This is a genomic window from Peribacillus frigoritolerans (genome assembly GCF_040250305.1).
Classification (GTDB): domain Bacteria; phylum Bacillota; class Bacilli; order Bacillales; family DSM-1321; genus Peribacillus.
The window spans coordinates 32501-58335 of the sequence record NZ_CP158190.1 but is presented as its reverse complement, the minus strand read 5'-3'; the positions used below and the strand labels follow the sequence as shown (position 1 = coordinate 58335).

Annotated in this window: 27 protein-coding genes and 2 rRNA genes (1 of these 29 cut by a window edge); 1 reads left to right on the top strand and 28 read right to left on the bottom strand. The window is 41.2% G+C overall.

Going from position 1 to position 25835, the window contains the following annotated elements; genetic code table 11:
* Positions 1-5: 5 nt before the first annotated feature.
* From ABOA58_RS00300 to metG, 15 genes are all read right to left on the bottom strand, one after another.
* On the bottom strand, positions 6-986 hold the full coding sequence (locus ABOA58_RS00300; RefSeq protein WP_350300845.1) for a sulfonate ABC transporter substrate-binding protein: 981 nt from the start codon (positions 984-986) through the stop codon (positions 6-8).
* 310 nt (positions 987-1296) lie between these two features.
* Positions 1297-2250 (bottom strand): ribose-phosphate diphosphokinase, encoded by a 954-nt coding sequence (locus ABOA58_RS00295; RefSeq protein ID WP_061440331.1) that lies wholly within the window; start codon positions 2248-2250, stop codon positions 1297-1299.
* 15 nt (positions 2251-2265) lie between these two features.
* The gene (gene glmU / locus ABOA58_RS00290; RefSeq protein WP_350300844.1) at positions 2266-3639 is read right to left on the bottom strand and encodes a bifunctional UDP-N-acetylglucosamine diphosphorylase/glucosamine-1-phosphate N-acetyltransferase GlmU; all 1374 of its coding nucleotides are present in this window, start codon (positions 3637-3639) and stop codon (positions 2266-2268) included.
* 636 nt (positions 3640-4275) lie between these two features.
* Positions 4276-4572, bottom strand: a complete 297-nt coding sequence (spoVG, locus tag ABOA58_RS00285) for a septation regulator SpoVG (protein ID WP_034316332.1) — start codon at positions 4570-4572, stop codon at positions 4276-4278.
* A gap of 193 nt (positions 4573-4765) precedes the next feature.
* Positions 4766-5140, bottom strand: coding sequence for a RidA family protein (locus tag ABOA58_RS00280; RefSeq protein ID WP_350300843.1), 375 nt, complete (start codon positions 5138-5140; stop codon positions 4766-4768).
* 13 nt (positions 5141-5153) lie between these two features.
* Entirely contained in the window at positions 5154-5978 is an 825-nt protein-coding gene (gene purR, locus ABOA58_RS00275) for a pur operon repressor (protein WP_350300842.1), read from the bottom strand.
* Positions 5979-6039: 61 nt separating this feature from the next.
* A complete protein-coding gene (gene ispE / locus ABOA58_RS00270) occupies positions 6040-6909 on the bottom strand; it encodes a 4-(cytidine 5'-diphospho)-2-C-methyl-D-erythritol kinase (RefSeq protein WP_350300841.1) in 870 nt (289 codons plus the stop codon).
* Between the two features lie 321 nt (positions 6910-7230).
* Positions 7231-7407 (bottom strand): small, acid-soluble spore protein, alpha/beta type, encoded by a 177-nt coding sequence (locus tag ABOA58_RS00265; protein ID WP_101225905.1) that lies wholly within the window; start codon positions 7405-7407, stop codon positions 7231-7233.
* Between the two features lie 151 nt (positions 7408-7558).
* The gene (gene veg / locus ABOA58_RS00260; protein WP_061440325.1) at positions 7559-7810 is read right to left on the bottom strand and encodes a biofilm formation stimulator Veg; all 252 of its coding nucleotides are present in this window, start codon (positions 7808-7810) and stop codon (positions 7559-7561) included.
* Positions 7811-8123: 313 nt separating this feature from the next.
* On the bottom strand, positions 8124-9002 hold the full coding sequence (yabG, locus tag ABOA58_RS00255) for a sporulation peptidase YabG (protein ID WP_350300840.1): 879 nt from the start codon (positions 9000-9002) through the stop codon (positions 8124-8126).
* Between the two features lie 200 nt (positions 9003-9202).
* A complete protein-coding gene (rsmA, locus tag ABOA58_RS00250; protein ID WP_350300839.1) occupies positions 9203-10081 on the bottom strand; it encodes a 16S rRNA (adenine(1518)-N(6)/adenine(1519)-N(6))-dimethyltransferase RsmA in 879 nt (292 codons plus the stop codon).
* Complete coding sequence (gene rnmV / locus ABOA58_RS00245; protein ID WP_137019647.1) at positions 10074-10637, bottom strand: ribonuclease M5; 564 nt, start codon at positions 10635-10637, stop codon at positions 10074-10076. Before rnmV ends, rsmA begins: the two co-directional genes overlap by 8 nt.
* Before the next feature lie 252 nt (positions 10638-10889).
* Entirely contained in the window at positions 10890-12044 is a 1155-nt protein-coding gene (locus ABOA58_RS00240; RefSeq protein ID WP_350300838.1) for a ubiquitin-like domain-containing protein, read from the bottom strand.
* A gap of 279 nt (positions 12045-12323) precedes the next feature.
* A complete protein-coding gene (locus ABOA58_RS00235) occupies positions 12324-13091 on the bottom strand; it encodes a TatD family hydrolase (protein WP_350300837.1) in 768 nt (255 codons plus the stop codon).
* 209 nt (positions 13092-13300) lie between these two features.
* On the bottom strand, positions 13301-15262 hold the full coding sequence (gene metG, locus ABOA58_RS00230; protein WP_350300836.1) for a methionine--tRNA ligase: 1962 nt from the start codon (positions 15260-15262) through the stop codon (positions 13301-13303).
* Between the two features lie 604 nt (positions 15263-15866).
* Between metG and ABOA58_RS00225 the strand changes: the two genes are divergently transcribed.
* Positions 15867-16151, top strand: coding sequence for an AbrB/MazE/SpoVT family DNA-binding domain-containing protein (locus tag ABOA58_RS00225; protein WP_048689982.1), 285 nt, complete (start codon positions 15867-15869; stop codon positions 16149-16151).
* A gap of 45 nt (positions 16152-16196) precedes the next feature.
* On the opposite strand, the gene rsmI is transcribed toward ABOA58_RS00225, so the two are convergent.
* The 13 genes from rsmI to ABOA58_RS00160 form a co-directional block, all read right to left on the bottom strand.
* Entirely contained in the window at positions 16197-17081 is an 885-nt protein-coding gene (gene rsmI, locus ABOA58_RS00220) for a 16S rRNA (cytidine(1402)-2'-O)-methyltransferase (RefSeq protein WP_350300835.1), read from the bottom strand.
* A 1-nt stretch (position 17082) separates the two neighbouring features.
* Positions 17083-17343: a GIY-YIG nuclease family protein gene (locus tag ABOA58_RS00215; protein ID WP_101225897.1), complete on the bottom strand. Its 261-nt coding sequence runs from the start codon at positions 17341-17343 to the stop codon at positions 17083-17085.
* Positions 17330-18073: a tRNA1(Val) (adenine(37)-N6)-methyltransferase gene (locus tag ABOA58_RS00210; RefSeq protein WP_350300834.1), complete on the bottom strand. Its 744-nt coding sequence runs from the start codon at positions 18071-18073 to the stop codon at positions 17330-17332. The genes ABOA58_RS00215 and ABOA58_RS00210 overlap by 14 nt, the downstream gene beginning before the upstream one ends.
* A 179-nt stretch (positions 18074-18252) precedes the next feature.
* On the bottom strand, positions 18253-18591 hold the full coding sequence (gene yabA / locus ABOA58_RS00205) for a DNA replication initiation control protein YabA (protein WP_269467095.1): 339 nt from the start codon (positions 18589-18591) through the stop codon (positions 18253-18255).
* 50 nt (positions 18592-18641) lie between these two features.
* Positions 18642-19472, bottom strand: a complete 831-nt coding sequence (locus tag ABOA58_RS00200; protein WP_241594416.1) for a PSP1 domain-containing protein — start codon at positions 19470-19472, stop codon at positions 18642-18644.
* Position 19473: 1 nt separating this feature from the next.
* On the bottom strand, positions 19474-20472 hold the full coding sequence (gene holB, locus ABOA58_RS00195; RefSeq protein ID WP_350300833.1) for a DNA polymerase III subunit delta': 999 nt from the start codon (positions 20470-20472) through the stop codon (positions 19474-19476).
* 14 nt (positions 20473-20486) lie between these two features.
* Positions 20487-20927, bottom strand: coding sequence for a YaaR family protein (locus ABOA58_RS00190; RefSeq protein WP_350300832.1), 441 nt, complete (start codon positions 20925-20927; stop codon positions 20487-20489).
* A 24-nt stretch (positions 20928-20951) separates the two neighbouring features.
* The gene (locus ABOA58_RS00185; protein WP_034316369.1) at positions 20952-21281 is read right to left on the bottom strand and encodes a cyclic-di-AMP receptor; all 330 of its coding nucleotides are present in this window, start codon (positions 21279-21281) and stop codon (positions 20952-20954) included.
* 101 nt (positions 21282-21382) lie between these two features.
* Positions 21383-22024, bottom strand: coding sequence for a dTMP kinase (gene tmk, locus ABOA58_RS00180; RefSeq protein WP_350300831.1), 642 nt, complete (start codon positions 22022-22024; stop codon positions 21383-21385).
* A gap of 39 nt (positions 22025-22063) precedes the next feature.
* Positions 22064-23518 carry an aminotransferase class I/II-fold pyridoxal phosphate-dependent enzyme gene (locus ABOA58_RS00175; RefSeq protein ID WP_350300830.1) on the bottom strand — a complete coding sequence of 485 codons (1455 nt, stop codon included), beginning with the start codon at positions 23516-23518 and terminating at the stop codon, positions 22064-22066.
* Between the two features lie 225 nt (positions 23519-23743).
* Positions 23744-23962, bottom strand: coding sequence for a sigma factor G inhibitor Gin (locus ABOA58_RS00170; protein WP_101225890.1), 219 nt, complete (start codon positions 23960-23962; stop codon positions 23744-23746).
* A 209-nt stretch (positions 23963-24171) separates the two neighbouring features.
* Positions 24172-24287 (bottom strand): 5S ribosomal RNA (gene rrf / locus ABOA58_RS00165).
* A 64-nt stretch (positions 24288-24351) separates the two neighbouring features.
* Positions 24352-25835: ribosomal RNA gene (locus tag ABOA58_RS00160) — 23S ribosomal RNA — on the bottom strand; it runs 1449 nt beyond the window's last position.

Here is a 25835-nt window from a genome sequence, read left to right as displayed (position 1 = left end):
CCCCCTTAATTTTTTTTAACATCTGCAGATGCATCTAGAACATTAATCTTGCTTGGAATTAATTTAAGATTAAAAAATGTATCGGCAATCTTTTGTTGATCATCCAAAACCGTACTGGAAATCTCCTCAAGTCCGTATTCTTTTCTATTTAATGTTTTTTCCAATGCCTCCACACTCATTCCAATTTCCGGAGATAAAAACTCAGCGACCTCCCTTGGGTTTTCTTCAATCCATTTATCAACTTTTATCAGTTCTTCTTTGATGATCTTCAAAGCCTCTTCGTTCCCGGCAAATGAATCAGTTGCCAAGAAGAATTCACGATTCGCAACCAGTCCTTCTCCATCCCGGATCGTTTTCGTTTCAAGCTCCAATTCCGCCGCTGATAAAAATGGATCCCATATTACCCAGGCATCAATTTGGTTTCCTTCAAAAGCGGCCCTCGCATCTGCCGGTGGCAAGTAGACCGGGGTAATATCATCAAGAGTAAGTCCTGCTTCCTCTAAAGCTTTGACCAATAAATAATGAACATTGGAACCTTTATTCAAACCAACCTTCTTTCCCTTTAAATCTTTCACATTTTTAATGGGTGAATCATTTTGTACGACTATGGCCTCTCCTGATGGGTTTGCCGGTTGATTGGCAATATAGACAAGCGGAGCCTTGGCTGCCTGTGCAAATATCGGCGGCGCCTCCCCTGTGTGCCCAAAATCAAGGCTGCCGACATTCAAGGCTTCAAGCAGCTGAGGTCCTGCAGGGAATTCAGTCCAATCGACGGTATATCCCACTTCTTTTAAACGCGTTTCCAGATTCCCTTTTGATTTTAAAATATTTAATGTCCCGAATTTTTGATAACCGATTCGGATGGTTTTATCTGATTCTTTTGCGTCAGCACTTGTGGAACTGTTCTTTTCCTGCCCACATGCACTTACTATCAGCATGAAGATGCTGAAGATGGACAGCAGCCATATCTTTCGTTTTTTCTTCATATTCTGCACACCCTTCTTAAACTATTTATATAAAAATAAAAGGCTCCTTTCCTTCACCGATAAGACAATAGGGCAAAATGATGCCTAATGTTCTATTGGTAAGTGAAAAGGAGCCTTCGGTAGTCCGATCGGCGTTAACCAGTATGCACCTGCGTTAGTACTACAGTTTTCATTTGAAAATGAAATGAATTTGTATAGCTATTTTATTATTACTATTCTCATCTGTCAACTAAGAATTGGGTGTTTTCTGAAACTTTAAACAAAAACACGGCGAGCCCGATGGCCCGCCGTGTTTTCGTTTATTATGTTATCAATCGAATAATGTGCTGACCGATTGTTCCTCATGCACACGAATAATTGCTTCTGCAATCAATGGTGCTACAGAAAGTCCAACAATTTTATCGATTTTCTTATCTTCAGATAGGGCAATCGAGTTAGTCACGACCAATTCCTTGATCGTTGAATTTTGAATCCTTTCGATGGCAGGACCTGAAAGGACTGGGTGTGTACAACAGGCATACACTGCTTTAGCGCCATTCTCCACAAGGGCATTGGCCGCTAGTGTAATAGTTCCTGCAGTATCGATGATGTCATCAATCAGTATTGCTGTCTTCCCTTCAATATTACCAATGATGTTCATGACTTCAGCCACGTTCGGTCTTGGACGGCGCTTATCGATAATGGCGATCGGCGCTTTTAGGCGATCGGCCATTTTACGGGCACGTGTTACACCGCCATGATCTGGGGAAACGATGACGATATCACTTAAATCTTTTTCCTTGAAGAAATCAGCTAAAATCGGAACAGCAACAAGGTGATCGATCAGAATATCGAAGAAACCTTGAATTTGTGGTGCGTGAAGATCTAATGTGATTACTCGGTGGGCACCAGCCGTTTCTAAAAGATTTGCGACAAGTTTAGCTGTAATTGGTTCACGCGCACGCGCTTTACGATCTTGTCGGGCATAACCGTAATATGGCATTACAATATTGATCGTTTTAGCTGAAGCACGTTTAAGAGCATCGATCATAATTAAAAGTTCCATTAAATTTTCATTGACTGGTTGGCTTGTTGATTGGATTACGTATACGTCACAGCCACGAATACTTTCTTCAATATTAATCTGAACTTCACCGTCACTGAAACTTGTTACGCTACATTTTCCAAGTTCAACACCGATTGCAGCAGCAATTTCCTGAGCTAAATCGAAGTTTGAATTTAAAGAGAATACTTTTAAATTAGGATCTAAATACTGATTTGACATGATGACCTCCGTCGGTTATTTATTAAATTTCAAATTCTTGACATAATCTTCTTTGTTAACTTGACGAGCCCGAGCAACGGATAGGGCATCCTGCGGTACATCTTGGGTGATGGTTGACCCAGCAGCTACATATGCTCCTTCTCCTACCGTTACAGGTGCAACTAGATTAGAATTGCAGCCTATGAAAACATTGTCTTCAATCTTCGTCAAATATTTATTTTTCCCGTCGTAATTCACGGTAATAGATCCGCAGCCTATATTAACATTCTCCCCAACCTCTGCATCACCAATATAACTCAAATGCGATACTTTGCTTCCTTTGCCAAAAACGGTCTTTTTAATTTCGACAAAATTACCGATCTTAACGGAATCCTTAATATCTGATTGAGGTCTAACATGTGCGAATGGACCGATTTTTACAAAACTTCCAATACTGCTTTCATGTACAACCGATTGGAGGACTTCCGTTCCATCACCAATTTCACAATTACTGATTTCCGTATTCGGGCCAATTAAGCAATCCTGCCCGATAATACTTTTTCCTTTAATGAATGACCCAGGGTTAATGACTGTATCCTGCCCGATTTGTACATCCGCTTCAATGAACGTAGTAAGCGGATCGATGATCGTTACACCATTCCTCATATGCGTTTCATTGATGCGTTTCCGTAAAACTTGTTCAGCCTGCGATAAAGCCACACGGTCATTCACACCCAATGTTTCCTCGAAATCACTGGATTGGAAGGCCGTCACCACTTCGCCTTCCTGTTTTAAGATTTCAATGACATCCGGTAAGTAATATTCTCCCTGGACATTTTCATTTGAAACTTTTGTCAGCGCGTTAAACAATGCTTGATTGTCGAAGCAATATGTACCGGTATTTATTTCCTTAACATATCTTTCTTCATCAGAGGCATCCTTATGCTCGACGATTTTTTCTACAAGTCCGCCTTCACCGCGAAGGACCCTTCCATAGCCAGCAGGGTTATCTGCATATGCTGTTAAGATTGTTGCTTTCGCCTGACTTTGCTCATGCAATGCTATAAGCTCTTTCATCGTTTCCGCTTTAATCAGAGGCGTATCACCGCAAATAACAAGGGTCGTACCATTTTTTACGGATAAAACGCTTTCCGCTTGCATTACAGCATGTGCCGTACCTAGTTGCTGTTCTTGTAAGGCATACTTGCATGAATCACCAAGTTGTTCTTGAACTTTTTCAGCTCCATGGCCGATGACTGTTACAATATCTTCTATTTGAAGTTGATTGACTTGATCGATAACATGTTGTACCATTGGTTTCCCGCAAACAGGGTGCAAAACCTTATAAAGCTTAGATTTCATCCTAGTACCTTGCCCAGCGGCCAATATTATTGCATAACGATTACTCATAACAGGCCTCCATTTTCACCTTTTTATCCACTAAAAATATTATCTCAAATAGTGATTCTTTTCAAGGTAACAATTAAAAGTACATATAATTGTCAACCGATCAGGTGAAAAAAGTTCGATATCAAACTGCCTTAAAAATGTTATTATAGGACCTTGGAGAATTATTTTACATCATGTTCGATGTCATTTTCATTAACGGCATAATACAGAAACAATGTCTCCTGCCTTTTAGAACACCAGTTGACCCCCATTATCCCAAAACACTGCCATGGTGCGCCATACACTATGTACAAGCCATTTGGGCATACTTCACCCTTTGTTAACTCCCATTCCGAAATCAGGTTACCAATACATTTCATCTTCAGCCAGATGGCTAGAGTAAGTGGTATCCCTTAAATCTCACTTACAGGAATTTCAATATCTGGGTGGACAAAAAGGTTTAAAAATTAAAAAGGACGGGTACTTAAACTTTTGAAGATAACAACGTAGGTTTAACAATTCATTAAAGTAAATGTCTGCATGATAAGCGGAAAAGTTCTAAACTTATCCGTTTTTGAATAATAAAAAAGAGCACTACTTATGAAGTAGGCTCTAGATGCACGAATTATAAATTTAAAGTTTAAAAGTAAAGTTATTTTAAGAAGCACCTGCTCCAGCTTCCTCTAATTCAGTTTCAAGTTCTCCCAATCGATGATATTCTGTCAAGACAGCTTCTTGAATTTTCCCGCGTGTCGAGGAATTGATTGGATGAGCGATATCCCGGAATTCTCCATCTGGAGTTCGTTTACTTGGCATTGCTACAAATAAACCATTGTTTCCGTCGATCACACGAATATCATGAACCACAAATTCATTATCCAGTGTAATTGATGCGATAGCTCTCATACGACCATCCGTATTCACACGGCGTAATCTTACGTCAGTTACTTCCATTTAAGCTCACCATCCCTTTTTGTTGTTGTTAAAACTTAAAGTACATATTCAACAAAAAAACGTGAACTCCTTCTATTATCTGTAATTTTTTTAGAAAATTCAGCCTAGTTTTTAAAAACTTTAAAAATCACCCATATATTACAGGAAAATTACCCATTACGAATTGCCTTCAAAAAAATAAAAAAACGCCCGTTTATTTAACGAGCGCTACCACTTCTATTTCCACTAGTGCATCTTTCGGAAGCCGAGCAACCTCTACACAAGAGCGAGCAGGTTTGTGAGCAGAAAAATATTCTCCGTATATTTCATTAATCGAACCGAAATCTTCCATACTTTTAATGAATACTGTAGCCTTAATGACAGTTTCCAATGAAGCCCCAGCTTCTTTCAATACAGCTTGGAGATTCTTAAAGACCTGGTGTGTTTGTTCCTTGACATCCCCTGTAACCATCTCACCAGAAGCAGTAAGTGGAATCTGTCCTGAACTGAAAAATAACTTATCCACGATCACGCCTTGTGAATATGGTCCGATCGCTGCCGGTGCTTCATCCGTATGTATCGTTTTCATGAAATGATTCCCCCTAATCCTTTTTCGTAAAATAATTGCCTCGGCTGACATTGATTTTCTTGTCTCTTTCGACCACCTGTGTCAACTTGATTAATGAAACATAGTCCTCGACAAGGCACTCCTCCGTATGTTCGGATTCGACCAGCACCGCAATTCCTGCAACTGTTGCCTTGAATTCATCCAATAGACTGACCATACCGTTGATGGTACCCCCAGCCTTCATGAAATCGTCTACAATTAATACATTCGAACCCTCAACCAAGCTTCTTTTAGAGAGTACCATAGTCTGAATCCTCTTTGAAGAGCCCGAAACATAATTGATGCTCACTGTAGAACCTTCCGTTACTTTATTATTCCTTCTTACAATGACAACTGGAACATTCAAATAATTTGCCACGGCGTATGCTAATGATATCCCTTTGGTTGCCATTGTCATGATGACTGAGACATTTTTCTTGGCATACATTGAAGCGATTATCCTTCCAACCTTATTCACGGTTTGCGGATGTCCTAATATGTCTGTCATATATAGATAACCGCCAGGAAGCAGCCTTTCAGGACTAGCGATCGTATCGCATAATCCGTCAATGAAGGCATTGGCTTCCTCTTCCTTGATGGAAACAATATATTTCACTCCACCGGCCGCACCTGGAACGGTTGTCAAAGATCCTATCCCGCGTTGTTCAAAGGTATCTTTGATGATCGTCAAATCTTCACTGATCGAGGATTTTGCCGAACTATACCTTTCAGCAAAATAAGTCAGCGAAACAAGTTCCCCCGGATGTTCTAATAAATAATTGGTCATATCGACTAGCCTCTCGCTGCGACGAAATTTCATTGAGACACCCCCTTTGTGAATTCCGAATATTATATAGCAACTATACCACTAATGTACGTTTCTATTCAAGATTGTTTCGATCACCCAGTAAACGGACTGCATAGACTTGATCACAAAATCCGCGAAGTCCATTATAAATTCTTTGCATGCGCGAATCATGTTCCACCAAACCAAAAACGGTCGGACCACTTCCGCTCATCAAGACCGAATCTGCTCCAAATGTCTTCATTTGATCTTTAATGTTCGCAACCTCTGGGTATAACTGCAATGTCACCTGTTCCAGAACATTGCCCAACCCCTCGCATACATCGTGATAATTGTTTTCCATAATAGCCGTAATCATTCCAGGTACATCCGGATGCTCCATTTTTGAAGTTTGGAGCCTTTTGTATATATCAGCTGTCGAAACGCCGATCGTCGGTTTGGCCAAGATGACCCAGCATTTTGGCGGTGCAGGAAGATGCGTGATTTTTTCCCCGCGCCCTCTGGCCAATGCCGTACCTCCGTATACACAAAATGAAACATCAGAGCCAATTTCAGCTCCTATTTCCGCAAGTTCATCCATGGAAAGACCTAGCTTCCACAGTCTATTTAAGCCTCTTAATGTAGCTGCGGCATCACTGCTTCCACCAGCAAGCCCTGCGGCTACAGGGATATTTTTCTCTATAGTTATAGAAACACCTTTATTGATTCCAAAACGTTCCTTTAGAATAAATGCGGCTTGATAAGCTAAATTCCGATGATCATCCGGAACAAATCGATTATGGGATAGAATTTGGATATGATTTCCCGTTATTTCCTTTAGTTCAATTCTATCGGCAAGGTCGACTGTCGTCATGATCATTTCCACCTCATGATACCCATCAGGCCGTTTGAAAAGCACATCCAAAGCCAAATTAATTTTAGCCGGGGCTTTTTCCATAAGCTTCAATATGTCCACCTACTTTAACGTTCTTAAAAGTTCTTGTCCTATTCTATCATATTTGTTTATATTCTAAAGGTTTTTTCATCGTAATTTCAATGTAATGAAGCTAAGATTGGCCTTTAGAGGGGAATAGACACATGTAGGCACATGGAGAGCAGCCACTTCCTGAATCCCAAAAGACTTGCTACATATCCAAATAGCAATTACCGATACATAAAAAAACCAGACTCCTTAACTACAATGTAAGCAAAAATGAATAGAGCTATACATTGCATAAAGAGTCCGGCTACTTTCAACATGACGGCATGATACAATTAAGTGTTTATCTTACTCCTTGTTCACCAATTGACGTTGTGCTTTTTCGATAGCAAGTTTTACCATGTTCCCTGCGTCCCTCGCCCGGATTCCTCCCCAGCCTTCTTTCTGGACAACATCGTAAAATCCAAGTTCTTTAGCCAATTCCTCTTTAAGACCATTTGACATAATCCCTTTTTTCCTGCTCAAGCGAAGCAACCCCTTTCACATGCCGTCACATGCCTAGTGTTTGCATCATACGCTATTTCATTACATCCTTTATAAGCCTTTATTGGGACTCACAGGATATTTTATACAAAACAAAAAGCAGCAAACATAGTTGTTCGCTGCCTCGTCTAAGTTAAATCTCTTGTTGTTTGTTTAAAAATGTTAGTTCTACGGTTTCCGTTAAAACATCCGCATAGCTGTAAGATACTCTTTCAAACGCATTTTCATCTTGGTCGAGCTCAATTACAAAAACAGCCGGATAAGTTTCCGCCAAAGTTCCAAATCGTTCTACAGTCTTTCTTCTTCCACCGTTTGCTTTTAAGAGCAATCTTTTACCTAGGTTTGAATCAAGTGCAGTTTTAATATCAGCTAGAGTTTTTGGCATTTTCGGTCCACCTCACTAAGTTAAGTATATCACAATTTACAAATATACGCAAACAAAATAATAAATTATATCAGCACTTAAAAATGTAGTCAATATATTTTTATCTGAAATCCGGCAAAATCGCGAACAATTTTATTATATCCTGGGAAATGAAAAATTATGTAAACGAACTATTTCATTAATTATGAAACCGAATTTTCGTAGTTAAATCATTACTTAGTGACATTACCAAACAAAAAACCCGTTTTTTTGTGAGGATATCCGAATTCTTCCCCACCAAAAGCAAGCTGCATTCTTTCAAAATGCAGCTCGTTCATTCTTCTTGAAATGGCTTGAACGGCAACCCGGTCCGTAACACCCCTTTAGTCTCAATTCCCCCCAAACCCTTCTCTCCCGTTAATGTATTCCGAAGGACATCCCATACATGAATATGATCGGAAAAAGGTGTAAAGCTTATCTTTCCGACGATATATACCGGATCAAGAGCATGTATATTAACACGGGAGGGTGAACTTGCAAAATTTGCACCCGCTTGGATTAATGATTCAAAATGTGATTGGCAAGCCCCGGCAAATATAATCAGTTGGTCTAAATGGGAAACCTTCCTTCGTGCTTCTCTAACTGTCTGTACAAAATCCTTTGAGTGACGGTAGGCATTGATATCGGACATCGGTCCTTTTGATTTTGAATAGGCATCATGACCGGTGACAACAAGAATGTCCGGCCGATAATGGTCCAACAAACCCCCTATTCTTTGGGGCATTTCCTTTTCATTGCAATAGATGCCATTGACCGGAATACCGAATTTCTGATATAGCTCCATGCATTTCCTTAAGTAAGATGCATCCCCATCAACATGGAGGACCCTCCCTGGTATCTGAAAATATTCACCGCTATACCGATAGCCATTACTCGATTGATAGCCATTTTTTTGTTGTTGCAACTCTAGATCTTGTGTTAATAAGCGGTAAGATTGTTCTTGAAGTATCTCATTCGTTCTTTGTCGATCATTTCTTTCATTATCATTAATGATCATTAAATCTTGAAAAGGTGCATCTGCAATCAGTCGGATATCTTCCCCATAAAGAATAGCTTCACGCCTTCCGTCAATATCACGGATATCGATTACCCGGAACAACACGTCGCATTTATAAGAAACCCGACCGACAATATCGTTTATTTGAATATTCATGGCCCCACCCCATGAGAAGACTTATTTTCAGCCCGCCCTAGTTTATTTTCATTCTTAAGTTATGCGAACCATTCTTGAATGGTGAAAGGTTGGGATTGATTACATTTTTGGGTACGCCCATCATGGTATGCCGATATCAAAATAAAAAAAGCCGGAAGCTGGGAGTGACCCCATTCCGACTTTAATCTTTCACATTATCTTTATTTGAAATTCGGCAATAAGGCATCACTTAAGCGGCCAAATTCTTTGATGCTCAGTGTTTCTCCCCGTCTGGAAGGATCAACTTCTGCGGCTTCGAGAGCGGCAAGTATGAGTTCTTTTTTCGACTTGCCATCCGGCAGCTGACTGGTTAAGTTATTTAAAATCGTTTTCCGGCGCTGTGCAAAGCTCGCCCGGGTCACAGTGAATAAGAAATCCTCATCCAGGACCTCAACGATTGGCTTATCGCGCAAGGTAAGGCGAATTACAGCTGAATCAACATTAGGCTGAGGCATGAATACCGTTTTGGGTACGATCATCACTGTTTCGGCTTCGGTATAGTATTGAATCGCAATGGATAAAGAACCATATTCCTTTGTCCCAGGTTTTGCGGCAATTCGATCAGCCACTTCCTTTTGCAGCATGCACACGATGCCTCTAATGGGCAGGTCCTCGGACAATAGCTTTAAAATGATCGGCGTCGTGACATAGTATGGCAGATTTGCAACAACCATCAGGTCCGAGAAGCCAGCGAATTCCTCCTCGATTACCTTCTTGACATCAGCCTTGAGAACATCCCCGTGAATGATGTTTACATTGTTATAGGGAGACAGTGTATCCGATAAGATGGGCAGTAGACGCTGATCAATCTCAAAGGCCGCAACCTTTTTGCTGCTTTTCGCTAGTTGTTCCGTCAATGCCCCGATTCCCGGCCCAATTTCGATGGCGCCGCTTTCCTCTGTCAAATTGGCATGTTCGACAATACGTTTCAAGATATTCGTATCGATTAAAAAGTTTTGTCCTAAGCTCTTTTTAAAGGAGAATCCGTATTTCTTTAATATTTCTTTCGTTCTGACAGGGGTTGCAATATCCTTATTCATTATTTTCCTCCTGAATTATCTGTACCATCGCTTTCTCAAAAGCATCAGTTGATATTTGGAACATTTTTAGTCTCTTATATAACTGTTTACCATTGGTAAACCCGATTTTTAAAATAGATCCAAGTTTTTCCCTTCGTTCCTTGGCACCGGATCCCCCGATTAAACCTGCATCTATTAAATCCTGCTGTGAAATCTCTTCTGAAGCCTCTTCATCCATTAACTGGGCATCCTTTAAAGCATTACGAATCGCCTCAGGAGAAGCATGTTCCACACCAATTCCTCTACCTGACTTAGGAAGGGCTTCCTCCTTCGTTAAAAAGGCGTGTTTACAGCCTTTTACTTGTTCTGAAATGATGTTCCTGATTTTTTGACCAGGAAAATCAGGGTCTGTGAAAATGATGGCTCCACGCGTCTTTTGTGCAAGCCTCACCTGCTCGATACAGGACTCATTCACCGCAGAACCGTTGGTTTCTATTGTATCAGCATTAACAGCCCTTTTTATCGCTACCGTATCATCTTTTCCTTCTACAACAATAATCTCTTTAATCTTCTTCATGGTTTCCTCCATACAGAAAAGCGCAAACGCTTTGATTAGCTCTTGGATAAACGTAACCGGTCCCCCGTAAAATTTTTCCGGATAGAGAATCCAGTCAAGATCATTTATGAAAGTTTACACACATAAATTGAAATCTTATGGAATAGTGAGACGTCTATCTTATTAAAACAGTTTTACATAGGGTTTTTCAACAAGTGGAAAATAAAACGCAAAAAACAGGAGACGAATTCATCTCCTGCGAGAGAAACCTTATTAGTCCAATACGCGAACCTTTACTCTCTTTACACCCCAACGATAGGCATCATTTTTTGAGGAAAAGAAGACATCAATCTTATTTCCCTTTATTGCTCCGCCTTTGTCAGCAGCTACAGCATAGCCGTATCCCTCTACATATACTTTCGACCCCAAAGGAATTACGCTTGGATCGACAGCAATGATCTTCGCACCCGGATTACTCTTAAGATCTACACCTGTAGAAGTGACACCGGAACAGCCCTTACAACTGGCAGTATAAGCTGTTGATGAAACGTATATTTCTTTTCCACTTGAAGAACTAACGTTAGTTACTCCGCGTGATGCCTGGGCAACTGTCGTTCGAGTTCCGACCGTTACAACTTTATCCTGCTTTTTATTAACTACTTTTTCTGAAAGTAATTCTCTTTTGACCTCTTTGCCATTTTCCTTAACAACTTCATATTTCTTGGAAATGAGTCCGTCTTTTCCTTCTTTGACAATTTTCTCTTTCCCTTTTGATAAAGAGTCATCTTTTTTTGTTATGACAGCAAAGTCAACTGGTTCTTCCACTACATCGGTGACTTTTTCAATTCGAACTACGTTTACCGTATTCTCAGCTTCAACTTTTTCGGTTAATTCTGGCTCAACTCTATCCAAATCATTGAGTTTTACTCCTTGTTGCTTTAAAAAGTCAGCGACAGTAGTCGAAGTTGACCATACCTGCTTTTCGTCTCCACCTACCACTAATTTCAGTGAAAAGGCTTTGTCTATGGCAACTTCCATATTCGCTTTCAGCTTCGTATTTTTTGAAGGGGTGATCTTATCCTGTTCCTTCACACTAAGATCTTGATCTTTTAAAAGTTCATCTACTGTTTCGGCAGTGGACCAGACTTCCTCCGTCTTACCATCCTGTACCATGACGATTTTTTGTGCAGGCTTCCAAACCACCTCCAAATCATCATCAACCTTCGTGGCTCTTGATGGATGGACATAGTCTGCGGCTTGAACGGTAATCTCTAAATCTTCCAACATATCATTTACAGTAGCCGCGTGTGTACGCACTACCTCTTTTTTTCCGTCTAACATGATTGTTACTGTATCCTTTGTACCTTGATATATTAGTATTCCCAATGCTGTAGAAACAAGAATAGCACTGCAAATGGCAATTGCCATTCTCTTCTTCCCAAAAGGTTTGGGAATAAGGTTTTTCATAGTTTTTAATAGAATGAAAAACTCCTCCTTCCTCCCGGTGATTATATAGACTTAGTTATCAAGCTGTCAACCCATTCACTTCTCATTCAGGAAATTACTACCTATTATGCATATTCCATATTGAAAAGGAAAGGGTGACTTCTCGACATAATAAGCCTATAGTTGGAGCGAGATTTGTAGAAACTTTAAAAAAATGCGATTTTAGCTAGCGAACCCCGGGAGATATTGTAAAATAAAATGTCAGTTAATGCCGAATAATTTCTTGGCATTTTCTGTTGTCGCCTGGGAAACTTCCTCTATTGTAAGTTGTTTGATTTCTGCAATTTGTTCAGCAACAAGCTTCACATACGAAGGTTCATTACGCTTCCCTCTATAAGGATGGGGAGCCAAATATGGACAATCAGTCTCTATCAGTAAACGGTCTAAAGGTACGACCGCTGCCACTTCCTTTGGTTTTTTTGCATTCTTGAAGGTCACAGGGCCACCCAATGAAATATAAAAATTCATATTGATGCATTCCAAAGCCGTTTCCGCACTTCCGCTAAAGCAATGCATGATGCCTCCAACCATTGATGCCTCTTCTTCCTTGAGTATGTTCACGATATCCGCGGTCGCTTCCCGATTATGGATGATAATGGGCAGCCCCACCTTTTTTGCCAATCGGATTTGCTTCCTGAACACCTCCATTTGAACATCTTTCGGTGATTTATCCCAATGATAATCCAGGCCCATCTCACCAATGGCCACAACCTTTGGATGGTTGGATAATTCCTCGATCCATTGTAAGTCCTCTTCTGTCATATCTATAGCATCGACAGGATGCCAGCCGACTGCGGCATACATGAAATCATAAGCTTCTATCAATTCCATTGCCCTTATAATAGTAGGCCGGTCAAAACCAACGACTACCATATTATTGACTCCTGCTTCCTTAGCTCTTTCTATTACGTCTTCGAGATCCTCGTTGAATTGTTCCGCATTAACATGTACATGTGTATCAAATAACATTATTTTTCTTCCTTTCTAGCACTATTTTATAAAAAAATGAAAGTTTTATGTTTCACATTTAGGTAACAAACAGATTACAAAGGACCTTATATGCTCAACAAATAAATTCAATACCAAAAACAAAACCTGTATAAAAGTACTTTTTCCAAAAGCATAAAGAAAAAAACATAAAAATGTTTCATATGAAACACCTTTATGTTTTCATCGGTTTATTTCACCTTTGAACCATTTGGGATCGATGAATCTATTGTAGCGACTGAGAGTACACCATCTTGGCTTCCCGCCAAAATCATTCCTTGCGAGAGCTCGCCACGAAGTTTAACAGGTTTCAAATTCGTTACGCATATCACTTTTTTGCCCACTAAATCTTCGGGTTTATAATGCTGTGCAATGCCCGAAACGACTTGCCGTTTCTCATAGCCCAAATCTAGCTGAAGTTTAAGAAGCTTATCCGCCTTCTTTACTGGTTCAACTTCCATGACCTGAGCAACACGTAGCTCCACTTTTGTAAAGTCATCAATAGTGATCTCATCAACCTCGGGAATCGCCACTTCCACTTTTTCCTCGGCCTTAGGTGCATCACCCTGCATTTGTTCTTTAATATATAAAACTTCCTCTTCCATATCCAAACGAGGGAAGATCGGGTCTCCCTTCAAAACTTTTGTTTCAGCAGGAATTTGACCGAACTCCGCTAAACTGTCCCAGGATTTCAACACATCATCTTTGATGCTAAGCTGAGCAAAGATTTTTTCTGGTGTTTGAGTCAAGAACGGTTTCAAAAGGATTGCTGTCCTGCGTAATGATTCCGCCAAATGAACCATGACACTAGCAAGGTCTGCTTTCCTTGATTCATCTTTAGCAAGAGTCCATGGCTGGGTTTCATCAATGAATTTGTTAGTTCTGCTCACGAGTTGCCAAATGGATGTTAGTGCAACTGAAAATTCCATGTTTTCCATTGCTTCCTCATACTTGCCTACCGTATCTTGATTCATTTCAAGCAAAGCCTTTTCGAATTCACCATTGGATCCATCGTAATTTGGAATTACACCATCAAAATACTTATTGACCATTGCTACTGTTCGATTTAATAAATTCCCTAAATCATTTGCCAGGTCAAAATTAATCCGTTCAACAAACCCTTCCGGTGTAAATACTCCATCAGAACCAAATGGAACTTCACGCAATAAATAATAGCGTAAAGAATCCAAACCATAACGATCAATCAATGTAACGGGATCCACTACATTCCCTTTTGATTTGGACATTTTACCATCTTTCATGAGAAGCCATCCGTGGGCAAAGACTTTCTTTGGAAGCGGCACATCAAGAGCCATTAACATGATCGGCCAATAGATCGTATGGAAACGCACGATTTCCTTTCCGACCAGATGTACATCGGCCGGCCAATAATTCAAGTATTTAGAATCATTATCCGTTCCGTACCCTAATGCCGTTATATAATTGGTCAAAGCATCTATCCAGACATAAATAACATGCTTTGGATCTCCCGGCACCTTGATGCCCCAATCGAAAGTAGTACGTGAAACGGCCAGATCTTCCAATCCAGGCTTGATGAAGTTATTGATCATTTCATTTTTGCGGGATTCCGGTTGAATGAAATCCGGGTTTTCCTCATAAAACTTCAGTAACCGATTCGCATATTTACTCATCTTAAAGAAATAAGATTCCTCTTTCACCTTCTCAACAGGCCTGCCGCAATCAGGACAGTTCCCATTGCTTTCTTCCACCTGACGTTCCGTGAAGAAAGATTCGCAAGGTGTACAATATAGCCCTTCATATTGGTCCAAGTATATATCACCCTGGTCCAATAGCCTTTTGAATATCTTGGCAACAACCTCTTTATGGCGATCTTCCGTGGTCCTTATGAAATCATCATATGAAATATCAAGCTTTTCCCAGAGCTCTTTAATCCCTGATACGATATTATCTACATATTGCTGTGGAGTGATTCCTTCCTCAGCCGCTTTACGCTGGATTTTTTGACCATGTTCATCAGTGCCTGTTAAGTACATGACATCGAAACCACGCATCCTTTTATAACGAGCCATGGCATCCCCTGCAACTGTCGTATACGCGTGCCCTATATGTAAATTACCACTCGGATAATATATGGGTGTCGTGATATAGAATGTTTTTAATTTATCTTGCACTACGTTCCCTCCTCATCTTTTGAAAAACCGGCTAAAGGATTGACCCAAGCCATAAGAATATATTTAAGTTATTATCTCTATTTTAACGCTATATGCGACAATAATCACTAATCTAATCATGTGTTAATAGAATTAAAAAAATTATATTTAAAAATAAGTGATCTGGACGTGAACTTCCCTTATGACAGCATTACCTCTTACCTCAACAAAATATACCTAAATTTCTTTTTTTGTGCAACAACTCACATATTCATACTTTTTCAGAAAATTATCCTTAATTCAGAACTTTTGTTTTGAAACTAAATTATATTTAATCATATAATAATGAAGTATGTTTTATATGCACACTTTGTCGAAATCTGGTGAAGTGAGGGGTTCTTTGTAGCCTTGCTATTTCTTTACTTTTAAAGGCATAACCGATTTTTTCTCTTTAAAAGCCTTTTTGTTACACAAATGGGCCATGCTATTTCTTACAAAAAAATGAAAATAAATCATTGACGAATTTGGGAATGGCTGGTATTATAAATTTATAAAAAAATTTGTCGAATAATGGCGAAAAAAATAGAAATAGGGTACTAGATTGTAACTGAGAGGAGAAAAAAAAATGAAATCTACAGGTATTGTTCGTAAAGTTGATGAGTTAGGCCGGGTGGTTATTCCAATCGAACTTCGTCGTACATTGGGTATCGCTGAGAAAGACGCTCTTGAAATCTATGTTGATGATGAGCGCATCATCTTGAAAAAATACAAACCAAACATGACTTGCCAAGTTACAGGTGAAGTTTCCGATAACAACCTTACACTTGCTAATGGTAAATTGATCCTTAGTCGTGAAGGTGCAGAATTACTTATTCAAGAAATTCAACAAAACTTCACTGCTTCTAAATAAATGATATAAAAAAACTTCCGGTCTTCGGAAGTTTTTTTATGTTTATTATTCTTGTATATCAATATGATATGCTTGATATACATCCCGTTTTTGCATATTGCGATCTTTTGCGACCTGCTTGATTGCGTCCTTTGAAGTGAACTGCTTGGTTTCCATATAATGATTAACATGACCGACGATGTCAAGGGCCATCCACCAAGCTTCTTCAGGTTCCTCCTCCGACCATTGCCCTCCTTCTATTATTAAACAGAACTCTCCGCGAATTTCGGATTCCATCGCCCACGTCAATGCTTCACTCACAGTCCCTCGGATGAACTCTTCAAACTTCTTGGTCAATTCGCGGCATAATACTATACGACGGTCACCTAAAATTTCATGCATATGTTTCAATGTTTCTTTCAAGCGATGTGGCGACTCATAAACGATCCAAGTCGACTCCATTTTTTTTAATTTTTCCAGCTCCTTCTTTTTTTCTTTTGCTCCCCGTTGTAAAAAGCCATAAAAGTAAAAAGGCTGCGGAGTCAGTCCAGATGCGATCAATGCAGTTAATGCAGCATTTGCCCCAGGCAACGGGATGACTTTAAACTGTTCGGCAATGGCTTCTTTGACCAGTTCATACCCCGGATCGGATATCGTCGGCAAGCCCGCATCACTTACCAATGCAATGACCTCTCCAGATCGAAGCCTCTCAAGCATCTGCTTCCCGCTATATTCCTTATTATGTTCATGGTAACTGACGATAGGTGTCGAAATTTCAAAGTAGTTGCATAATTTCTTCGTATTTCGCGTGTCCTCAGCAGCAATGACATCCGCTTCCTTCAAGATTCTTAAAGCCCGGAAACTCATATCCTCAAGATTTCCTATCGGTGTAGGAACCAGATACAGAGCTGGCTCCAATCCTTCTTTTTCAAAACTCTTTTGCTGCCACATATCATGTATCCTCCTTTGCCATCCACTTTTGCTTTTGTTTTCTTGTTAATTGCTTGAATTTATATTCAGCCTGCATGGCCAATGTCTGTGTTTCGAATATTTCATGATAAATCAGTTCAACCGGGGTCCGGCCTCGTGTATACTTTGCACCCCTGCCTTGATTATGAGCATCAATCCTACGGTCCAAATTATTTGTATACCCGGCATAATAGCTTCCGTCCCTGCATTTTAAAACATAAAAATAATGCTTATTCCTCTCCATATAAAATCCTTCTGATTTCCGGATTATACTCATTCTGATCATTATAGACAACAAGCGGAGGAAGAATCTTCAAATCAGGGTTGCCGTCCTTTATCCCTTCAATAAGAATCGTATTCGCTTCTTTTGAACTCTTTGGATAAACGAATTGCAGTCGCTTCGGTTCTATTCTGTACATCCTCATGAAATGGAGGATATCCATCAGGCGGCCCGGTCTATGAACGAATGCCGCTTTCCCACCTTGACGCAGCAACTGACTTGAGACACGCATGACGTCCTCAAGATTACACATTAGTTCATGTCGGGCAATTGCAAAATGTTCATTTTTGTTAATTTCCTCGATGGATGGCGTTGGGAAATAGGGTGGATTGCAAGTAACGACATCATATTTGCTATACCCTATCTGTTTAGGAATTTCCTTTATATCCCCATGAATCATCTCGATCTGGGAGGATACGCCATTATAGTCCATGCTCCTCTGGGCCATATCATATAAACGCTCTTGAATTTCAACACCGGTAATTTTCCCTTTCGTTCTTGTACTCAGCAGCAAAGGTATGACCCCATTCCCTGAGCAAAGATCTACGATTTTTCCTTTTTGGATCGGGACATTTACGAACCTTGATAATAAAACGGCATCTAATGAAAAAGAGAACACCGACGGGCTCTGGATGATCCTTAATTTCTCAGCCAATAGATAATCCAGGCGCTCATCTCCTTTAAGTTCTACCATTGCTGTTACCCTCCTAATCATGTATGGAAAAAAGCATGTTCAAGGTCCATGCTTCGACATTACTATCGTACAAAAAGGGGCCTGACTCATAGTATGCGTCAGACCCCGAATCACTATATATTGTAAACGGTCTATCTATCACGTAAAAGAGATGGAACATCTTTTATATTATTCCATTATCACTTCTTGTTTAAAAAAGATAAACAGAACAGGCAATCTCCTTCTTTTCTTAAACTGCCAAAATGCAGATTGCAAATGTGAAAGCCTTCTTGATAGATACGGGCTAAATTATCATAGCCTTCCCCGATATCCATAACCTTGTCCGCACTTGCAGTACGGTTTTTCACTTTTTGTTTGACCTTTACTGCAGCAGGAGCAGTTTCGACTTCCACAAGGCCCAACCGATGGCGCAAATGCTCGTTCTCCAGCTTGAGCGACTGATTTTCCTCAAGGATTTCAGCTAAGTTCTGCTTCAATTCTCCAAGCTGCTTATATAATTGGCCTATCTGGGTTTCCATATTGGTCACCGACTCAAAAATATCTTTCTTATCCACGCTCTCCCACCACCTTAATAATCTGTGGCTTGAATAGAAACGGCTCCCTCTTTTAGAATCTCATCTAGAGTATACTCTAATACTCTTTCTTGCTCGATTAGTTCAATCTGAAGTACGCGTTCTAGAATATTAAGCCCCACTACCTTGCCTTTGCCACCAGGCGTATTAATCATTTCACCTAAATCAGGAAGCATTTCCTTCGCACTTTCATACTCATCATTTTCATATTTCAGACAGCACATCAATCGACCGCATAAACCTGAGATTTTTGTAGGGTTTAATGATAAATTCTGATCCTTCGCCATTTTGATGGAAACCGGTTCAAAATCCCCAAGAAATGTGGAGCAACAAAGCATTCTGCCACAAGGTCCGATGCCACCAAGCATCTTTGCCTCATCCCTAACCCCAATTTGGCGCAGTTCTATGCGAGTTCTGAATATGGCAGCTAAATCTTTGACTAAATCACGGAAATCCACGCGACCATCCGCTGTAAAATAAAACACGACTTTATTTCTGTCGAAAGTATATGACACATCAACCAGCTTCATATCCAGCTTATGCTCCACAACCTTTTGACAACATATAGAGTAAGCCTCTTCTGCAGCCGCCTTGTTCTCGTCTACAATCAGCTTATCTTTTGCATCAGCGACCCGAAGTACTTTTTTCAATGGCAGGACAACATCGTTTTCATCTACTTGTTTCCGGGCTGTAACGACTTTACCGAATTCAACACCGCGGACAGTCTCCACTATTACAAAATCGTCCTTAGGAATAGTGAATTCACCCGGATCGAAGTAGTATATTTTGCCCGCCTTTTTAAAACGGACACCTACAACATCATACAAATCATGATCCCTCCTGCAAATTCAGCACAAGCTGTTCCATCAACAGCTGTGGATTCGTGTTGGACATCAGCTTCCTTTTTGCTTCCAAAATGCAACCCATATGTTCAGCAAGGCGTCTTGGGGAAAGATGAAGAGCGTGAGTTTCAAATTCCTTCAGTTTATTTTGGAATACAACGAAGTCCTTTTTGTCCAACTGAATGTATAATAAATCCTTATATATAAGAAGTAACAAATCAAGACCTCTGTCAACCTGTTCTCTTTCTTTAAAGTGTGTGGACCAATCCGTCTGAAGGTACAGCAATGCCTTCAAGGAATTGAGTTTTAACACTTCATATAATTTTACCACTATTTTTTGAGCTTGTACAAACCATTCATCATGGCTAAGCTCGATTCCAGCTTCCACATTCTGTGTTATGTGTGCGATGACCGAAGCCAGCTGTGGTTCTAACTCCTGTTCTATCAGCTTCCGTCTCACATTCTCCGGAGATAATGGTTTGAATGAAATTACTTGGCACCTAGATAATATAGTCGGTAGAATCCTCTGAAGCTGTTCGGTCATCAATATTGCTACAGTATCAGCCGAAGGTTCTTCTAAAAATTTCAATAGACTGTTGGCTGCCCCCACCGACATTTTGTCCGCATCGGCAATCATATAAACCTTTCGATCTGCCTCTACACTTTTTTTCGAAAATTCTTCCTGCAGCCCCTTGATTTGTTCTTTCTTTATTGAGAGACCGTCTCTTTCTATCAAATGGACATCAGGATGATTCCCACTTGAAATCCGTTTGCAATTCCGACAAAGTTCGCATGGCTCATAACCTGCTGTCGGGGCTTCACATAGTAAGCTTTTGGCAAAGGCATTGCTTATCTCTTGCTTACCTGTCCCTTTTTCCCCTTCAAATAAATACGCATGTGCCACCCTGTTCTTCGTTATGCTATTTTGCAGCATCGTCATTACCTGCGGCTGAATTTCACTCATGTCCTGCCATGTTTTATCCAAAACCATCAACTCACTTAAGTATATAAATTAATCAGCAGACCTTTAATCTCGCCAATCATTTCCAATATTTCAAGCGAACTTTTCTCTTTATTAAGAATTTCCTCGCTTAACTCAACTAATCTTGCATCTATCGTTTCCACGGTTTTCAACGGCCGGCTTTGTCCATATTCGTTCCAGCTCGTAGATTGTTTCAGTTCCAGTCCATATTCAACCGCTTCTTTAACAAACCGTTTCACCAATGCTTTATATTTTGCCAATTCCCTAAAAGTACGTGACCTTACTAAACGCTGACCCGCCCCTTCAATATCGCCTATCAAACGGTTTAATGTTTGGATTTGCATCTTTTGATCCTGTGTCTGGACCATTTGTTGAAATCTTCCATTTCCAGTTTGAAACTGTTTGGCATCCTGACGCGATTTATCCAGCTTAATAGGGATATCATGGTTGATTTTCATAATGAACCTCCCTGAAACTAACCGTTAAAATTGTAAAAAGTTTTCAACCGGCAGAACAAAAATGGTCGCTCCGCCTACTTGAATCTCCACTGGGTAAGGTACATAGGACTCGGCATTCCCGCCCATCGGTGAAACCGGTGATACTAATTGGGATCGTGACTGACAATTCTGTTTGATTATCTGAATGGCTTGGTCAACACGTTCATCCTCTGTGCCAATCATGAAAGTCGTATTACCTGATTTTAAAAACCCGCCAGTGCTGGCTAGCTTGGTCGTTCCGAAATTATTTTCCACTAATTGATTCAGCAGGCGATGACTATCCTTGTCTTGTACGACAGCAATGATCATTTTCATTTTCATCATCCTCCGGTTACTCTGAATTTTTACTAACTCCATTATATCAACTAGTCCTTACCTGGAATAGTATTGGTTGAATAATATGGAAACCTATATATTCAGTTTCCCGCTTTCGCTAAAAAATCCAACAAGCTGGCTTTCGTTTCTTCAAGTACTTCATCTATTGTCCGGCCTGCATCCACGATGATGAAACGGTCTTTCCATCTATTTATAATGAACTGATACCCCTCACAAACTTTTTTATGGAAGTCGAGGGCTTCAAGATCCAGCCGGTTCACTTCCCTTTCCCCATTGGACTGGATACGTCTTAATCCCTCTTCTGGGTCGATATCAAAAAAGAGCGTGGCATCTGGCATCATATCTCCTATTGCGAATTTATTGATATTGTAAACTTCTTCTATATCCAAACCCCTTGCATGGCCCTGATAGGCTAACGAGCTGTCTATAAACCGGTCACAGAGGACAATTCCCCCTCGTTCCAACTCCGGCATGACCACTTCCACTAAATGCTGACGCCTTGCTGCTGCGTATAATAAAGCCTCTGTTCTCGGGTCCATGGCTGTATTATCTTTATTAAGGATCACTTCCCTAATTTGCTCCGAAATGGGAACTCCACCTGGCTCACGCGTTAATAGTACTTGGTAGCCTTCTTGTTGCAGAGCCTTGCCAAGCATTTGGGCAATTGTTGTTTTCCCGGCACCCTCAGGCCCTTCCATTGTTATAAAAATACCACGTTTCATCGATGTACCTCCAAGGTTCTTTGTTTGTAGTATAACATTTTAACCAGTCTGCCCGCTTTCATAAACGATCAATTCTCCGTTTGAAAGGGAGGAACCGCCATGAAACCTTGATCCCAGTTCTAGCAGGCTTCTCAAAATGGATATATGTTCAGGAGTAATCATTTCCCCGGACATAATCAAAGGGATGCCCGGTGGATAAGGAATGACCATCTCGGCAGATACCTCACCCACTGCTTTGTGTAATGCGACAGGTTTTGATTTACTATGCTTCATGACGGAGTATGGCATTTCAAGTCCTGTCATTGACCTTCGTTCAGGCAAGCTTTCCCCAAGATTCGCTTCCTTTAAACCAATTCTGCCTTCAGTGGCACTTTTTATAGTTTGAACGATTTCATGAAAAGGAAATTCGGCACCCATTTTTAATAAGGGTAAAATCAGTAATAAATTATCACGATCAGCCAATTCCGTAAAAATGCCTTCGGCTTCACATAGCTGCTGTAACTCAAACCCGCTTAAACCATTTGTTGATTGAATGACTACTTTCAACGGGTCTGCCGCGATGCCTAGTGGCGCCTCCAGCACCCTTACTGTTTCCAGGTCACCTAATTCGCCTCTGAAATCTAATATCTTTTCAATAAGGGAACTTTTATCTTCTGATGTAAAAGCGGCTAAGTAGGCCCTGGCCAAGTCGAGCGATCCCATAATCGGGTAAGATGGACTGCTCGACTGAAGCATTTGTAAATAGAATGATACTTGATCGACATCAACTAAGGATGAATTCACATGAAGAAATGACCCCATTGTCATGGCCGGCAGTGTTTTATGCGCAGACTGGACAACGGCATCTGCCCCTGCCAAAATGGCCGGCTTTGGAAACGGACTTCCTAACTGAAAATGAGCGCCATGTGCCTCGTCCACCAGAACCGGAATCCCCTTTTGATGTGCGAGTCTTACCATTTCCGTCAAGTCTTCACCAAGACCATAATAATTAGGATAGGTAACAATGATGGCTTTTACATCTGGATGTACACTCAAGGCTTCTTCAATTAATTTTGATCTTACACCGCCAGCAATGCCCCATTTCTCATAATAAGCCGGTTGTAAAAAGATCGGTTGTACATTCGCTAACATCAATCCGTGTAAAATTGATTTATGGCAGTTTCTTTGGACAAGGACCTTATCGCCTTCCCGGCAGGTAGCAAGAATCATGGCAATGTTGCCTACGGTTGACCCATTAACGAGAAAATAACTCCGCTTTACCCCATATAGATCAGCGAGTAGTTGCTCGGACTTTAAAATGGCGCCCTCTGGAGCATGCAGGTCATCTAAACCGCTTAACTCCGTGGCATCAATACCAAGCAGGGGGTTATATAAAGCTTGGCCCTTTTTACTAAACACCCATCCATTTTTATGTCCTGGGACATGCAGGGATATTGGGCTTTTTTTATGAAATGCACTCATTGCATCGAACAACGGTGTCTGAGATTGATTCATTTTTCTCTTCCCTCACGTCTTAGTTTTTTTTCATTTTATCAAATAAGTTCAATTTTATCTCATATTGCGACAATAGGAAGGCGATTATGTATCCCCAAACAGTCTGGTTGCAGCTTGGAGCGTGTTGGCAAGCATTCTTCTAAAGTACCAAAAAAAGAATCAGAGACTAAAGAAACACACCATTTCTTTTTTCTCTGACTCTTTAACTTTCCACAAACTATTTTTTCATGATAATATTTCAGGATTAGTGATTTTTCTTAATTTCTTTAAGTAATATTGGTATTTGGGGTCGTTCGTATCCGTCCCGATCATATCCCTTTCGCATTCCTCGCAAATAAAAGTCGTATATAGATGTATACCCATCCCTTTTATTTCTTCACAAACCGCGCATGTTTCCCCTGCCGTTGTTTTGGTTGTTGTTGTCCCCAACATCTCCACCTCCATACCTGCATTCTCCCCAAAAACCATTGTTCGCATACATTAATTTAAATAGTTTAAGAGAACCGGGGATGCTTTTAACAATGTATGATGAAGAATTTCATTACGTGTATGTCTTTATAAAAGTTTCCATAATCGATAATCCCTTCATATCCAATGATTTTTCTTAGCATTATGCAAAAAAAGACCAGCCGGATGGCTGATCTTAATAAATGGCTTGGCGGCGTCCTACTCTCACAGGGGGAAACCCCCAACTACCATCGGCGCTGAAGAGCTTAACTGCCGTGTTCGGAATGGGAACGGGTGTGACCTCTTCGCTATCGCCACCAAACATATGAGGAACATTGTTCCTTCAAAACTAGATAATAAGAAGGTATTTCATTTTTTAAAAAGCGTTGGTTAAGTCCTCGATCTATTAGTATCAGTCAGCTCCACATGTCACCATGCTTCCACCTCTGACCTATCAACCTGATCATCTTTCAGGGATCTTACTAGCTTGCGCCATGGGAAATCTCATCTTGAGGGGGGCTTCATGCTTAGATGCTTTCAGCACTTATCCCGTCCGCACGTAGCTACCCAGCTATGCCTTTGGCAAGACAACTGGTACACCAGCGGTGCGTCCATCCCGGTCCTCTCGTACTAAGGACAGCTCCTCTCAAATTTCCTGCGCCCGCGACGGATAGGGACCGAACTGTCTCACGACGTTCTGAACCCAGCTCGCGTACCGCTTTAATGGGCGAACAGCCCAACCCTTGGGACCGACTACAGCCCCAGGATGCGATGAGCCGACATCGAGGTGCCAAACCTCCCCGTCGATGTGGACTCTTGGGGGAGATAAGCCTGTTATCCCCGGGGTAGCTTTTATCCGTTGAGCGATGGCCCTTCCATGCGGAACCACCGGATCACTAAGCCCGACTTTCGTCCCTGCTCGACTTGTAGGTCTCGCAGTCAAGCTCCCTTGTGCCTTTACACTCTACGAATGATTTCCAACCATTCTGAGGGAACCTTTGGGCGCCTCCGTTACTCTTTAGGAGGCGACCGCCCCAGTCAAACTGCCCACCTGACACTGTCTCCCACCCCGATAAGGGGCGCGGGTTAGAATTTCAATACAGCCAGGGTAGTATCCCACCAACGCCTCCACCGAAGCTGGCGCTCCGGCTTCTCAGGCTCCTACCTATCCTGTACAAGCTGTACCAAAATTCAATATCAGGCTGCAGTAAAGCTCCACGGGGTCTTTCCGTCCTGTCGCGGGTAACCTGCATCTTCACAGGTACTATAATTTCACCGAGTCTCTCGTTGAGACAGTGCCCAGATCGTTACACCTTTCGTGCGGGTCGGAACTTACCCGACAAGGAATTTCGCTACCTTAGGACCGTTATAGTTACGGCCGCCGTTTACTGGGGCTTCGGTTCAAAGCTTCGCTTGCGCTAACCTCTCCCCTTAACCTTCCAGCACCGGGCAGGTGTCAGCCCCTATACTTCGCCTTGCGGCTTCGCAGAGACCTGTGTTTTTGCTAAACAGTCGCCTGGGCCTATTCACTGCGGCTTTTCTGGGCTATTCACCCTAAAAAGCACCCCTTCTCCCGAAGTTACGGGGTCATTTTGCCGAGTTCCTTAACGAGAGTTCTCTCGCACACCTTAGGATTCTCTCCTCGCCTACCTGTGTCGGTTTGCGGTACGGGCACCTTACATCTCACTAGAGGCTTTTCTTGGCAGCGTGGAATCAGGAACTTCGGTACTATATTTCCCTCGCCATCACAGCTCCGCCTTAATGGAAACGGGATTTGCCTCGTTTCCGGCCTAACTGCTTGGACGCGCATATCCAACAGCGCGCTTACCCTATCCTTCTGCGTCCCCCCATCGTTCAAACGATGTATAGG

Bases quoted from the DNA above. Each gene is read 5' to 3' on its own strand.
- purR (WP_350300842.1), bottom strand. From the start codon at position 5,978: ATGAAATTTCGTCGCAGCGAGAGGCTAGTCGATATGACCAATTATTTA.
- ABOA58_RS00235 (WP_350300837.1), bottom strand. From the start codon at position 13,091: ATGTTATTTGATACACATGTACATGTTAATGCGGAACAATTCAACGAG.
- ABOA58_RS00240 (WP_350300838.1), bottom strand. From the start codon at position 12,044: ATGGCAATTGCCATTTGCAGTGCTATTCTTGTTTCTACAGCATTGGGA.
- ABOA58_RS00175 (WP_350300830.1), bottom strand. From the start codon at position 23,518: ATGAATCAATCTCAGACACCGTTGTTCGATGCAATGAGTGCATTTCAT.
- yabA (WP_269467095.1), bottom strand. From the start codon at position 18,591: ATGGAAACCCAGATAGGCCAATTATATAAGCAGCTTGGAGAATTGAAG.
- ABOA58_RS00210 (WP_350300834.1), bottom strand. From the start codon at position 18,073: ATGGTAGAACTTAAAGGAGATGAGCGCCTGGATTATCTATTGGCTGAG.
- rnmV (WP_137019647.1), bottom strand. From the start codon at position 10,637: ATGAAGAAGATTAAAGAGATTATTGTTGTAGAAGGAAAAGATGATACG.
- ABOA58_RS00295 (WP_061440331.1), bottom strand. From the start codon at position 2,250: ATGTCAAATCAGTATTTAGATCCTAATTTAAAAGTATTCTCTTTAAAT.
- ABOA58_RS00215 (WP_101225897.1), bottom strand. From the start codon at position 17,343: ATGGAGAGGAATAAGCATTATTTTTATGTTTTAAAATGCAGGGACGGA.
- ABOA58_RS00185 (WP_034316369.1), bottom strand. From the start codon at position 21,281: ATGAAAATGATCATTGCTGTCGTACAAGACAAGGATAGTCATCGCCTG.
- ABOA58_RS00225 (WP_048689982.1), top strand. From the start codon at position 15,867: ATGAAATCTACAGGTATTGTTCGTAAAGTTGATGAGTTAGGCCGGGTG.
- spoVG (WP_034316332.1), bottom strand. From the start codon at position 4,572: ATGGAAGTAACTGACGTAAGATTACGCCGTGTGAATACGGATGGTCGT.
- yabG (WP_350300840.1), bottom strand. From the start codon at position 9,002: ATGAATATTCAAATAAACGATATTGTCGGTCGGGTTTCTTATAAATGC.
- rsmA (WP_350300839.1), bottom strand. From the start codon at position 10,081: ATGAATAAGGATATTGCAACCCCTGTCAGAACGAAAGAAATATTAAAG.
- glmU (WP_350300844.1), bottom strand. From the start codon at position 3,639: ATGAGTAATCGTTATGCAATAATATTGGCCGCTGGGCAAGGTACTAGG.
- rsmI (WP_350300835.1), bottom strand. From the start codon at position 17,081: ATGTGGCAGCAAAAGAGTTTTGAAAAAGAAGGATTGGAGCCAGCTCTG.
- tmk (WP_350300831.1), bottom strand. From the start codon at position 22,024: ATGAAACGTGGTATTTTTATAACAATGGAAGGGCCTGAGGGTGCCGGG.
- ABOA58_RS00170 (WP_101225890.1), bottom strand. From the start codon at position 23,962: ATGGAGGTGGAGATGTTGGGGACAACAACAACCAAAACAACGGCAGGG.
- veg (WP_061440325.1), bottom strand. From the start codon at position 7,810: ATGCCAAAAACTCTAGCTGATATTAAAACTGCACTTGATTCAAACCTA.
- ABOA58_RS00300 (WP_350300845.1), bottom strand. From the start codon at position 986: ATGAAGAAAAAACGAAAGATATGGCTGCTGTCCATCTTCAGCATCTTC.
- ABOA58_RS00280 (WP_350300843.1), bottom strand. From the start codon at position 5,140: ATGAAAACGATACATACGGATGAAGCACCGGCAGCGATCGGACCATAT.
- ABOA58_RS00190 (WP_350300832.1), bottom strand. From the start codon at position 20,927: ATGAAAATCAACCATGATATCCCTATTAAGCTGGATAAATCGCGTCAG.